The 12621-nt window shown below is 70.6% G+C and carries 13 protein-coding genes; all 13 read right to left on the reverse strand.

The window, feature by feature from the left end:
• Positions 1-632: hypothetical protein (locus D6682_08330; protein ID RMH49853.1), on the reverse strand; the 632-nt coding region annotated here is incomplete at its 3' end.
• 38 nt (positions 633-670) lie between these two features.
• A complete protein-coding gene (gene thiO / locus D6682_08335; protein ID RMH49854.1) occupies positions 671-1822 on the reverse strand; it encodes a glycine oxidase ThiO in 1152 nt (383 codons plus the stop codon).
• Positions 1819-2715: a hypothetical protein gene (locus tag D6682_08340; protein RMH49855.1), complete on the reverse strand. Its 897-nt coding sequence runs from the start codon at positions 2713-2715 to the stop codon at positions 1819-1821. The genes thiO and D6682_08340 overlap by 4 nt, the downstream gene beginning before the upstream one ends.
• 4 nt (positions 2716-2719) lie before the next feature.
• Positions 2720-3679 (reverse strand): hypothetical protein, encoded by a 960-nt coding sequence (locus D6682_08345; protein RMH49856.1) that lies wholly within the window; start codon positions 3677-3679, stop codon positions 2720-2722.
• 240 nt (positions 3680-3919) lie between these two features.
• Positions 3920-5104 (reverse strand): 4-phosphoerythronate dehydrogenase, encoded by a 1185-nt coding sequence (locus tag D6682_08350; protein ID RMH49857.1) that lies wholly within the window; start codon positions 5102-5104, stop codon positions 3920-3922.
• On the reverse strand, positions 5101-5586 hold the full coding sequence (gene rfaE2, locus D6682_08355) for a D-glycero-beta-D-manno-heptose 1-phosphate adenylyltransferase (GenBank protein ID RMH49858.1): 486 nt from the start codon (positions 5584-5586) through the stop codon (positions 5101-5103). The genes D6682_08350 and rfaE2 overlap by 4 nt, the downstream gene beginning before the upstream one ends.
• Positions 5587-5607: 21 nt before the next feature.
• Complete coding sequence (locus tag D6682_08360) at positions 5608-6279, reverse strand: BON domain-containing protein (GenBank protein RMH49859.1); 672 nt, start codon at positions 6277-6279, stop codon at positions 5608-5610.
• Between the two features lie 35 nt (positions 6280-6314).
• The gene (locus D6682_08365) at positions 6315-7202 is read right to left on the reverse strand and encodes a hypothetical protein (protein ID RMH49860.1); all 888 of its coding nucleotides are present in this window, start codon (positions 7200-7202) and stop codon (positions 6315-6317) included.
• 4 nt (positions 7203-7206) lie between these two features.
• The gene (locus tag D6682_08370; protein RMH49861.1) at positions 7207-7836 is read right to left on the reverse strand and encodes an SIS domain-containing protein; all 630 of its coding nucleotides are present in this window, start codon (positions 7834-7836) and stop codon (positions 7207-7209) included.
• The gene (locus D6682_08375) at positions 7833-8165 is read right to left on the reverse strand and encodes a YraN family protein (GenBank protein ID RMH49865.1); all 333 of its coding nucleotides are present in this window, start codon (positions 8163-8165) and stop codon (positions 7833-7835) included. The genes D6682_08370 and D6682_08375 overlap by 4 nt, the downstream gene beginning before the upstream one ends.
• A 44-nt stretch (positions 8166-8209) precedes the next feature.
• The gene (rsmI, locus tag D6682_08380; protein ID RMH49862.1) at positions 8210-9082 is read right to left on the reverse strand and encodes a 16S rRNA (cytidine(1402)-2'-O)-methyltransferase; all 873 of its coding nucleotides are present in this window, start codon (positions 9080-9082) and stop codon (positions 8210-8212) included.
• A 34-nt stretch (positions 9083-9116) separates the two neighbouring features.
• On the reverse strand, positions 9117-10745 hold the full coding sequence (locus D6682_08385; protein ID RMH49863.1) for a hypothetical protein: 1629 nt from the start codon (positions 10743-10745) through the stop codon (positions 9117-9119).
• Positions 10746-10829: 84 nt separating this feature from the next.
• Complete coding sequence (locus tag D6682_08390; GenBank protein ID RMH49864.1) at positions 10830-12449, reverse strand: hypothetical protein; 1620 nt, start codon at positions 12447-12449, stop codon at positions 10830-10832.
• Positions 12450-12621 lie beyond the last annotated feature (172 nt).

A 12621-nucleotide genomic window follows, 5' to 3' on the forward strand; every position in this document is an offset into this window, starting at 1 on the left:
ACGGTGATCACCGTATCGCCGGAGCCGTTGGCCACCTGCTCGGGATTGACCGCGGGATCGACCTTGGCGGTGACGGTGAAGCCGCCTGCCTGCTGCGGCGCGATCCAGGTGGCGGCGGCGCCGTTGGCGGCGTTGGCATCGACGGTCACCGTCCCGCCGGTGGCGCTCCAGATCAGCGGATTGGCCGCAGTCGGCGGCGCGTTCATGAACTGCGCGGTGAAATGGACCGCATCACCGGGATTGACGCTGGTGTGGTCGGCGACCACCGCCACATAGCCGCTCAGGGTGATGGAGAGTACGAGATCGACACCGGTGAGCCGGGCGGGGGTCTGCCCCTGATAGAGGGGGATGCCGCCCCCGTCGAGCCCGACCAGGCGGAAGGTGTAGCTGCCGTTGGCCAGGGTCATCTGCACGGTGGTGCCCGGCCGGGCGGTGGCCGTGCGCACCACCGCCCCGCCCTGCAGCACATCGATGCGGAAGCTCGCAATGGTGGGTGGAGGCGTGGTGGTCAACACACCAACCGCCGTCGGGGTCGACCCGAGGGGGATGGTCACGGTGGTGGTGGAAGAGGCACCACCCCCCGCCCCGCCGGCGGCACAGCCGGCGGCGGAGGCGAGCAGCAACAGGCACAACACCGGGAGCGGAGACGGAACCACGCGCATGGAGACCCTCACTTCCCCCCCGTGGACAAACGATACCCGAGCGGCGAGGAGAAGTCCACCGCGCGTTGTGGGGCGAAGGGGGCCAGATCGACCGGTGGGGACTCGTCGCAGAGCAGCGCGGCCATCGCCTCGGCGGTGATCGGCGCCAGCGCCACGCCGTTGCGGTAGTGGCCGCTGGCCACAAACAGCCCCGGAACCCCTTTGATCGCCCCGAGGAAGGGCATGCCGTCGGGGCTGCCCGGGCGGAAGCCCATCCACTGCCGCTCGATCACGCAGTCGGCCAGCCCCGGCATCATGCGCATCACTCCGTCAAGCAGGCTGTGGATCGCCGCCACCGTGTTGCCGCCGCGAAATCCCACCTCCTCCATCGTCGCTCCGACCAGCACCCGGCCGTCGTCGCGCGGCACCAGATAGACCTCATCGTGCTTGACGATGTGGCGCACCCTCCCCGGCCGGGTGGCCAGCAGCACGATCTGCCCCTTGACCGGCCGGATCGAGAGCGCCGCACCCAGCGGCGCAAGCAGCCGGTCGCTCCAACTGCCGGCGGCGACCAGAAGCCGGCGGCAGGCAAGGCTGCCACCATCCTCCAGCTCCACGCCGCAGACACCGCCGCCATCGACGCGAATGCGCGCCACCGGCGTATGGTCGCGCACATCCACCCCCAGCTTCGCCATCCAGCGGCGTGTCGCCTTGAGCAGCCGGGGGTTGCGCAGTTGGGCCACCTCCGGCCAGCGCAGCGCCCGCCGCACCCCGTCGGCCAACACCGGCTCGGCCGCCTGCGCCTGCGCGCCATCGAGCCGCTCCAGCCGCCAGCCGAAGCGCTCCGACCAGTCGATCGCCGGCCGCCAGTGGGGCTCGTCGCCGAAGAAGGGGATGAGCAGACCGCTGCGCCGCCAGCCGACATCGATGCCGCTCTCCGCCGCCAGCCGGGCCTGCAGCTCGGGGTAGCGCGCCAGACTGGCCTCCACCAGCCGGGTGAAGGCGTCGGGATAGCGCCACGGATGGATCGGGCAGAGGATGCCGGCGCCGGCCCAGGATGCCTCGCGGCCGAGCTCGCCCGCCTCCAGCAGGGTGACGCGCACGCCGCGAAGCCGCAGCAGGCAGGCGGTGAGGCAGCCGACGATGCCGCCGCCGATGACGGTCACCTCCCGTCCGCTCACCGTGTCTGCCCCTCTTGGTAGTAGTAGTCGTACATGCGCAGCAGCGACTCGGTGATGCGCCACGCCTCGTTGTAGGAGAGGCCGCTGTCGTCAGGGAAGAGGATGCGCACATAGAGCTTGCGCCCCAGCCGCTGCTTGAGCCGCGACAACCGCCGGTGCAGTTCGACCGAATCGACCTCGGTGAAGGCCTTGGCCCCCGGCTCCTGCAGGGCGATGTGCAGCACGCCGTTCTGCTTGCGATAGCGCACCGAGACCACCACCTTGCCCAGACTGGAGCGGGCCGGCCGGATCAGCCGGCGGTACTTCGCCTCCAGGTCGCTGTAGTCGTCCCGCATCTGACGCAGGTGACGCTGCTCTTCGGCCAGGTCCCGGCGCAACCGTTCGAGGTCGAGCGCCTGCTGCTGCAGCCGGCCGGCCGCCTGCGCCGCCTCCGCCCGGCTGGTCGCCACCTGACTGCGCAGCCCGACCAGCGCCTGCTCCAGCTCGCCGATGCGCCGCTCGGCCGCCTGCCGCGCCTTCTGTCCCGCCTCGGCCTTCCGCCGCCAGCCGGCCGCCTCGGCCGTCGCCCGATCGAGCTTCCGTTCGAGCTCCCGCCGCTGCCGGCTGCTGTCCATCAACTGGGCGCGCAGCATCTCCAGCTCGTGCTCGCTCCGGACCAACCGGTTGCTCAGGTCGCGATTGGCGTCGGTGGTGCGGGCGATCTTCTGCGCCGCCTGCTGCGCCGCCGCCAGCGTCGCCTTGAGCCGGGCGACCAGATCCATGTTGCGCAGCAGCAGGCCGAGCATGGCCATGAGGAAGATCATGACGATGACCATCATGATGTCGGTGAAGGAGGGCCAGAAGCCCTCCTCCCGCATGCCGGCGCGGTGGACGCGCAGGTCGGGGAAGGCCACCGCCCTACTCCGCCTCCGGACCGGGCAGGCGGAAGCCGCGGCGCAACACCCCGGCGATCCGCTCCAGCTCGGCCACCAGCCGCGCGTGGCGCCCCTCCGCCTGCCGCTGCTGGTCGGCGATCGCCTCCAGCAGGCGCGGCTGGGCGTCCGCGGCCTGCTCCATCCGCTCGACCAGCCCGCCCATGGCCAGCAGCAGCTCGGCCAGCTGATGGTTGATGGTCTGCGCATCGACATGGTAGCGCGGCAACAGCCAGTGGATGGTGGTCTCCTCAAGCGCGGCCAGCAGCCGGGTCTCGGCGTCGGCCACGCTGTGCATCAGCCAGGTGAAGTAGAGGTAGCAGAGGATGGCGGTCATGGTGGTGGAGAGCGCGGTGGACATGCCGTGGATCACCAGCCCCATGCCGCTGCTGTTGACCGTGTTGAGCAGGTCGGAGGCGCCGACCAGCACCATGGAGAGCGAAACGATGGTGCCGAACACCCCGCAGAGAATCAGGCTGCTGTTGACGAAGCGCGGCAGATTCATCCGCCCGCTCTGCCGCGCCACCAGCGTGGCGGCGAGCACCTCGTGGCGGATCGGCTGGCCTGTGGCATGGAGATGGTCGAGTGCCGCCACCCGCTCGGCGATGAGCGAGCCTGCGGGCAGCGAACCGGCCGGCAGATCGCCGTTGCCCGGCAGCAGGGCCAACGCCGCGCGCAGCGCCTGCTCCTCGCGCAGGAGCGCGACCAGCAGCTGCACCAGCCGGACCAGCCCGACCAGGAAGAGGGCCAGCACCAGCCCGTTGAGTAGCCAGCCTGTCCGTCCCACCTGATGGGCGCCGTAGAGCGCGGCCAGCGCCGACGACTGCCACCAGGCCAGCCCGAGCACGACCAGCAGCAGCACGGCGGCGGTGGCCGCGATCCGGCGGACCCCGCAATCAACGACGATCGGCGGCGCTGCGGCCACCCCCTGCTCCCCCTGCGCCATGGTCAACCTCCTTGCCACCGTCGTTCTTGATCAGACCGCAACAGGTCCGTCCGTGGACTTTTTGCCTGGGCAGGGATCGAAGCGCGCACGCTTCGATCTCTTTTCAACGGCAGGAAGGGAATCCCTTCCCCGAACGGCACTCGCGCCGTTTTGCCGCCATCGCCATTCTCGGATGGGAATCCGCTCCTTCCTACAGGCGCGGCATGCCAACGCGGCGGATGGCGGCTGTAAACGAACCCGTCATCCCTCCCGCTCCAGCACCAAACCGGCGGCGGTGGCCAGGCGGCGCAGCCGGCTGTTGGCGTCGGGCGCGACCAGCCGCTGCAGATGCCAGGCGCGGCGCACCGGATAGTGGCGCCGCAGCCGAATGAAGCCGCGGGCGAACGCCTCCGGCTCCTCCAGCCGCAGCAGATCGCGGCAGGCATCGACATCCCGCCCGATCGGATAGAGCCGCTCGACCATACAGGCCAGCTCCGCCCGCGCGTCGCCCCCACCGCAGCGCCACGGAATCGGCGCGACCGGCGGCAGCTCCCGCTCCATGCGCCAGCCCCCCTCGATGCCGAGGAAGCGGCAGAGGGCGTCGTAGACGAACTGCGTGTTGGCCGCCTTGCCGTCGAGCGAATGGCCGGCGATGTGCGGGGTGGCCACCACCACCTGCGGATGGGCGAGCAGCGCGCGGCTGACCGCCGGCTCCCCCTCCCAGCAGTCGAGCACAGCCAGGCGGGTGTCGTCCTGCTCCAGCCAGCCGAGCAGGGCGGCATTGTCCACCACCGCGCCACGGGCGGCGTTGAGCACCACCCGGCCGGAGAAGCGGGCCAATGCCGCCTCGTCGATCAGGTGGAGGGTGGGATGGGCGCCGTCGCGCACCAGCGGGGTGTGCAGGGTGAGCAGATCGGCCTGCTCCAGCAGCACCGGGAGGGGCTGCCAATCGAAGCCGTCGTCGCCGCGCAGCGCGCGCGGCGGATCGTTGGCCAACACCCGCATGCCCAGCCCCTCTGCCCGCCGCGCCACCTGCGTGCCGATCCGGCCGACCCCGACCACGCCAAGGACGGCGCCGTCGAGCCGCACGCCGTGGTGGTGCTCCAGATGGAGCAGGGCGGCGGTCATGTACTCGACCACCGATCCGGTCGAGCTGCCGGCGGCCGAGGCGAAGGCGATGCCGCGCGCGGCGAGCAGCGCGCGGTCGATGTGGTCGTCGCCGATGGTGGCGGTGGCGACGAAACGGACGCGGCTGCCGTCGAGCAGCGCGCCATCGACCCGGGTCGAGGAGCGGACCAGCAGGATGTCGGCGTCGCGCACCAGCCGGTTGGTGATCCCGTCGTGCTCGACCAGACGCAGGTCGACCCGAAATCCGGGCAGGGCGCCGAAGGCGGAATCGGCATGCCAGATGTGGCGGTCGGCGACGATCACCAGGGAAGGCCTCACGCCGCCCGACCACGGATGCGGGCGATCAGGGCGCTGGTCGAGCAGCCGCCGACGAAAGGAATCACATGCACCGAACCGCCCCACCCCTCGACCTCGTCGGCGCCGACGATCCGCGACCGATCGTAGTCGCCCCCCTTGACCAGCAGGTCGGGACGCAGCCGGCGGATCAACTGCAGCGGGGTCGGCTGGGAGAAGAGCACCACCGCGTCGACCGAACGGAGCGCCGCCAGCAGGCAGGCGCGCGCCTCCTGCGGTTGGATCGGCCGCTCGGGCCCCTTGAGGCCGCGGACCGAGGCGTCGTCGTTGAGGCCGACGATCAGCCGCTCCCCCAGCGCCCGCGCCGCGGCGAGGTAGGTGACGTGGCCGGGATGGAGCAGGTCGAAGCAGCCGTTGGTGAAGACCACCCGCCTGCCCTCCGCGCGCCACCGCCGGCAGCGTGCCTCCGCCTCATCCCAGGAGAGCAGCGGGGCGGCGTCGCGCAACGACTGCCTGCCGTCCGGCGGCTACCGGCGGGACAAGGTCATCAGATCGACCACCGCGGTGACCCCCTCGACCGACATGGCCAGCTCGCGGGCGCGCAGCCGCTGGATCCCGTTGGCCACCACCCCCTGGAGATAGACCCGCCCCCCGACGGTCGAGACGTGGATGGTCAGACCCGAGACCACCGGATCGCTGAGCAGCTTCGCCTTCACCTTGGCCGTGAGCAGGCTGTCGGTGAAGAGATCGGTCACCGCGGGACTGCCCACCTTGAGCTCGCTGTGGACGTCGCGCACGCCGTCGATGGCGCGGCAGATGGCGATCGCCCGCCGGATGTGGTTCTCGCTCGGCAAATAGCCGGTGAGGTAGACCACGCCGTTGACCACCTCGATGCTCACCCAGCGCGACGGCATATCCTTCTCGGCGATCAATCGGGCGTCGACCTCGGTGGCCAGCTTGATGTCGTCGAAGTGGGCGCCGACCGGCCGCTCGTCCCGGGCCGCGCTCACCGTCGCCGCCGCTCCTCCGACCAGCGCGGTGGCCACACAGGAAGAGAGCAGCCACGGCAACAGAAACAGGGCAAGATACCGACCGATGCTCACTGCAACACCCTCCCGAGCAGAAAGGCGAGGATCAGCGAGAGGAGGAAGAGGAACAGGTAGAGCCCGACCTGGCGCTCCTTCCTGCGACGGTTCCATCGCCGATCCTCGTCGTCGAACCGCCCCATCGGGGGCTACCCCTCGCCCACCGCCGCCATGAGCAGGGGGAAGAGGAGCTCGATCGCACCGGCGATGGTGCAACTGCGCCCCCGCCCCTCCACCGCCTGCGCCACCACCCCGCCGGCGTCGGCGAACTGCGAGCCGCCGAGCACACAGGCGGTGACCGACTCCGGCGCCATGCCGACGCTGCGCGCGGCGTGCATCGCCTCGAGCAGCAGCCTGGGCATCACCACCGACGAGGCGACGTTGAGCCAGACGCCGTGCGCACTGGCGGCCACGATATCGGCGAACCGGCGGAAATCGTGCACCGCCGCCGCGCCGAACGCCTCGCCGTTGAGATGGGGAAAGCGGTTGTAGGCGTCGGCGCCGATCGCCGGATGGACGGTGACCGGCAGCCCGGCATCGACCGCCGAGGCGAGGATGGAGCGCTCACGATGCGGCGCGTCGCCGTCGATCAACTTGCGCCCCACCGCCGCGCCCAGCCCGATCCCCTCGGCCGCCGCCCAGTCGATCGCCTCCTTGATCAAGGCACAGCTCTCCGCACCGACCCCACCGCCGCCTCTCCCTTCGCCGAGGATCGATCCGGCCAGCGCCACCTCGACGTCGCGCACCATGGCGCTGCCGGTCAGCGCCAGTGCGCGCAGCCGCTTGCAGGCGATGGCGTGGGCCACCACCGGAGAGAGCCCCCGCTCGAGCAGCCGCCCGCCGCAGGCGAGCAACACGATGCGCCCGTCACGCAGCGCGCGGTTGACGGCGTCGCGCAGCCGCAGCAGATCCTGCGCCGCCCCCAGCGCCGGCAGGGAGCAGAGGAAATCGCGCAGGCTGCCGCCGGTGTGGTGGACGCCGGCGAAGTCGGCGCCGTCGGCCGTCACCGCCCGCTCGGCCAGCGGCACCGTCGGCAACCGGTCAAACGGGATGCGTCGGCTCATCGCCACCTCCTTCGGACGACAGCGTCCGGTCGATCAGGGCGCAGAGAAGGTGAAGCACGGTGATGTGCATCTCCTGCACCCTGGGGGTCGAATGGTGCGGAATGTTGATATGGAGCGCCACCGCCGCGCTGCGCCCCAGCGCCCCGCCGTCCCCGCCGGTGAGCGCGATCACCTCCATACCGCGGCCCGCCGCCTCCTCCGCCGCCGCCACCACGTTGGCTGAGTTGCCACTGGTCGAGATGGCCAGCAGCAGATCCCCCGGCCGCCCGAGGGCGGCCACCTGGCGGGCGAAGATCGCCTCGAAGGCAATGTCGTTGCCGATGCTGGTGATCACCGAGGCGTCGTGGGTGATGGCGATGGCCGCCAGCGCCGGACGGTCGGTCTCGAAGCGGTTGACCAGCTCACCGGCGAAGTGCTGGGCATCGGCCGCCGAACCGCCGTTGCCGCAGGCGATGATCTTGCCCCCATGATCGAGCGCGCGGCAGATCATCGCCGCGGCCTGCTGCAGCAACGGCGGCAGCAGGCCGCGCGCCCGCCGGCGCAGGGCGATCCCCTCATCCAGCAGCTGCTCGATCAATGCGACGGCGGCATCGCGATGCACGGTCATGGGCGGAAGGCGTCCTCGTAATGGGCGATCTGGTGCGAATCCGGTGTAACGATGAGCAGATCGAAGCGACATTGCAACCCGGCCAGCGTCGGATGGCGCGCCAGCCACGCCTCGGCGGCGCTGACCAGCCGGCGCTGCTTCTCCGGGGTCATGGCGCCCATCGACCGCTCGGGCAGCCGGTGGGCCTTGACCTCGACGAAGAGCAGCAGCCCGTCGCGCCGGGCGACCAGATCGAGCTCGCCCCGGCCGCCCCGGGCGTTGCGATCGAGGATGGTGAAGCCGCGCCGGACGAGGTGGCGGGCGGCCAACTCCTCGGCGGCCCGCCCCAGGGCGACGCGACCGCGGCCGCCCCGGCCGGTGGTCGCCCGACCGGTCACCGGGCGCGGTGGATCAGGTGGTAGACCCGCTGTTTGTCCACCCCCAGCCGCCTGGCCACCGCCCGCGCACGGGCCGACGCCGAATGGTCGCGCAGCCCGGAGTCGGCGAGCGCCGCGATGATGGTCTCGTCGTCCACCTCCGCCCCAAGCTCAGGATCGGGGGCGAAGAGCAGCACCACCTCGCCGCGCGGCGGCCGTTGCGCCACCTGCCGGGCGAGCCCCTCCAGAGAATCACGGACGAACTCCTCGTGCAGCTTGGTCAGCTCACGGGCCAGCACGGCCTGCAGGCCGCCCCCGCCGGCCCGCAGCAGCTCCTCCAGGGTCGCCCCCACCCGCCGGGCCGACTCCAGCACCACCACGGTATGGCGGCAGGCGACGATCTCCTCGATCCGCCGACGACGGTCACGCCCCTTGCGCGGCAGGAATCCGAGGAAGGTGAACGGATACGGCGGAAGGCCGGAGGCGGCGAGTGCGGCCAGCAGGCTGGATGCACCGGGGATCGGATGGACCGGCACCCCGGCCGCGATGCAGGCCTCGACCAGCGGGAAACCGGGGTCGCTGAGCAGCGGCGTGCCGGCATCCGAAATCAAGGCGATCGACGCCCCCCGCCGGATGCGGCCGACCATCTCGGCGCAACGGGCGCGCTCGTTGTGTTCGTGACAGGAGGCCATCGGCGTGGTGATGCGGTGACGCGCCAGCAGCCTGGCGCTGGTGCGGGTATCCTCGGCGAGGATCAGATCGACCGCGGCAAGCACCTCGATCGCGCGCAAGGTGATGTCGGCCAGGTTGCCGATCGGCGTGGCGACGAGGTAGAGCGCTCCGCCTCCGGAGGAGGAGGCGGAGCGGGCGGCTTCTTCCCGCGGCTCCATGATACGGGGAAGCGGAATCCCCCCTCAGGGAGAATCAGGGCACGACGAAGGTGGGGGTGATGGTCACCGCCGTCTGCGTGTTGATCTGCTGCTGGATGATCTGCTGGGTCTGCTGCTGCACCTGCTGCTGCACGGTGTTGGCCGACTGCTGCACCGAGGTGGTCACCGCGCTCTGTGTCGCCTGCTGGGCGGCGAGCTGGGCTGCGGTCTGCGATGCCTGGGCGGCGGCCGCCCCTCCAGCCTGCCTGGCCGCGGTCGATGCGGCGGTCGATGCGGCCGCCTTCTGCACCGCCTGTTGGGTCGTGGCCTGGGTGGCCTGCCGCGCCGCCACTCCTGCAGCCGCCCGCGGCGCACCGCCCGCGGGAATGCGCGGCGCCGGGACAGGTGTCGGAGCAGGCGTCGGCGCCGCTACCGGAGCCGGGGCGGGCCGGGGGGATGGCGAAGCACTGGATGCGGGCCTGACCACCCACTTCTTGCCATCCCACACGCTGTCCGGCGTCGGCTTGGGTGGTCTTGTTGCACCAACCGCCGGCACCCCGCCCGCCGGTGAAGCCTGTACCGTGCTCTTGGCACTGGAAGCGGACGGTGTAACCCACTTCTTGCCATCCCATACGCTGTCCGGCGTCGGCTTGGGCGGCCTGCGGTTCGTCACCGGGGCGGCCGCACTGTTGGGACCTCCTCCGCCGGGTGCCGTGGTGGATGACCCGCCACCCCCCTTGCCGGATGGCGCCTGCTTGCCACCGGCCGCACCATTACCCCCCGACCTTCCGGCCGCCGGGGAGTTGCCTGCTCCGCCGCCCTTCCCACCGGACGGCTGCTGCTTGCCGGCAGCGGGCTTCTTGCCGCCGGCCTTCTTCCCGCCTGCGGCCTGCTTCTTGCCGCCGGCCTTCTTCCCGCCTGCGGCCTCCTTCTTGCCCGCCTTCTTCCCACCTGCGGCCTGCTTCTTCTCCGACTTCTTCTTGCCCTCTTCCGACTTCTTCTCCCCGCCGCCGACGGGGCCGACCTCGGCCTCCTGCAGATCCTGACGGGTGGTCGGACGGACCCGGATCTGGCCGATCACGTTGATCTCCGCCGTCTGCCCCGCCTTGACCAGCGAGGTCTGACCGGTGGTGACCGACCGCATCGACACCAGCCCCTCACGCAACACCAGCTTGGAGGGGCGGGGAGGGATCGCCGCCAGCGAGGCGCGCGCCGTCGGCCGTTGCAGATCCCCCGGCAATACCTGGCTCATGTAGGTGCCGCCGGTGCCGCGCACCCCCATCACCGCGGTGGTGGTCTTCACCTGGAACGACCCCTTGCCCGGGGCCAGCTTCTTCACCTTGAAACGCAGCTTGCCCCAGAAGAGGTCGAGCCTGGCGTCGGAGACCCGGCCGCCGGCGACGGCATACTTCTTCGCCTCCAGTCGGCTGTTTCTGGCCAGGAAGAGCACCGTGCCGTCGGCCATGGAGAGCTTGGCGCGGCCATTGGCGCCGGTCACCACCGTATCGGAGACCTCCAGCTCCTGCCCGCGCACCGCCCGCGCCTTGCTGCCGTCGGCCTTGAGCACCCAGACCTCGCCGCCCACCAGCACGATCCTGCCCGCCACCGCGGCCGCCCAGGCACCGGCCGGCGCGAAGGCGCACAGCCCCAAGGCCAACAATCCACTGATCAACCCACGAACCATTTGCAACACCTCAGATCATCGGCAAACCCGCCGATCCTCGAACGCGCACGACGCCCCGCTGTGACCGTCGTCACACCGCCCCGCCTACCAGACGAAGCTGTAGCCGACGGTGTGCTTCCACTGCGAATAGGCGGCGCCATTGGCCATGCGGGCGGGATCGTTGGGGAAGTCGTAGTTGGAGTTGTTGTTGTTCCACTCCGTCTTCAACTCCAGCGCATGGCGGTTTCGCCCGTCGGGATGCCAGGTGATCCCGCCTCCGACATGGATGTACTCATCCTTGCGCCGGGCATCGAGCACCTTGGGGTCGACACCGCGGTACTTCTTGATGTAGCCGTTGAGATCGGCGTGAAAGATCAGCGCCCCATCGGGATAGCGCACCGACACCGTCCCGCCCAGCTGCCGGTAGTCGTTGATCTTGTGGTCGACCTTGGCGTTGCCGTGCGTCCGCTCGGCGACGAAGTTGGCGCCGAACATCCAGATCGACCGCCCCCACCTGGCCTGACGCATGAGCATGAGGGTGTTGTTCCAGCTGGTCAGATAGGAGAGATCGGGCCAGAGCACCGTGTTCCTCACCGGATCGAGCACCTTCGCCGCATGGGTGAAGGCCTTGAAGCGGAGGCTGTCGATGAGGATCCACCGCCCCCAGGCGTAGCCGACGTCGGCGCCGACCCCGCGGTAGAGCTTCTTGTCGTACATGGTGACATACTCGAAGCGCGGGCCGATCTGCAGCCCGCCGTCGGCCCAGGTGAGGCCGAACATGTGCAGCCCGAGATCGAGATCGGGCCGGCGGGAGTAGAAGGTGCCGGAGAAGTTGTAGCTGGCCGACAGATGGTGGCGGAAGTTCCAGGTCAACCCCAGCGTCGGATTGATGCCGGGGGTGCGGTCGTGCTCGCTCGGCTTGATGTTGTAGGAGGGCTTGGTCGCCACATTGTCCACGTAGAAGGCGTTGAGGCCGGCGGTGGCGTTGAGCCCCAGCCGGCGCGGCGGCGGGGTCTTCATCAACTGCTTGATCACGCCGGCGAAGCCCCCCTCCGGCTCCACCCGCAACACCCGCGCCCCCTCTGCCTGCAGCTCGCCGACATCCCCCTCCAGCCAAGCGAGCAGACCGAGGTAGTAGTGGGCCGACGCCTGATAACCGGCCGCCAGATCGGGCCGCGCCAGCATCGCACGGAAGAGCGCGCGCGCCGCATCGAATTCGTTCTGCCGCACCAGCATGTCGCCCAACGCCACCTGGGCGTCGTCATCGTGCGGATGGCGAGAGAGCCAGCGGCGGAGCAGCTTGATAGCCATCCCCGTATGGCCGGTCTTGTCGTACGACTTGGCCATGCCGACCCAGGCGAAGCGGGCGTCGTCATCCATGCGGTTGCCGCTGTAGCGGATCCACTGGGCGAAGGCGCCCTGCGCCTCGGCGTAGCGCCCGCTCTCCTCGTAGGCGCGGCCGAGATAGCGCAGCACCTCGAGGTTGGTCGGATGACGCTTGCGCAACGGCTCCAGCGCCGCGATCGCCTTCTTCTGCTCCTGAAACTGGAAATCCTCGATCGCCCGGGCGAGGATCCTCTGCTCGGCCGGGGTGAGCGCATGTTGCGATGCGATGGCGTCGGCACCAGCCGCTCCCGGGCCATGCGGAGCCGACGATGCCGGCGCCGCCGAGGCGGCCGCCGCGCCGAGCACCACGCTTGCGGCGACGGCGGGCCAGCCGCCCATCCAACGAAACTTCACCACACCAATCCTCCCTCGAGTTCGCTTCACGGAAACACCGTGGCCACACCGCGTTCGTGGCGCCCTGCGGCATCCAGCCGGTAGCCGTCACGCAAACGAATCCCCCCCCCGACGGGATCGACCTCCGCCCGACCGGCGGTGAACGAACCGCCCCGCG

The organism is Zetaproteobacteria bacterium (assembly GCA_003696765.1).
Taxonomy (GTDB): domain Bacteria; phylum Pseudomonadota; class Zetaproteobacteria; order Mariprofundales; family J009; genus RFFX01.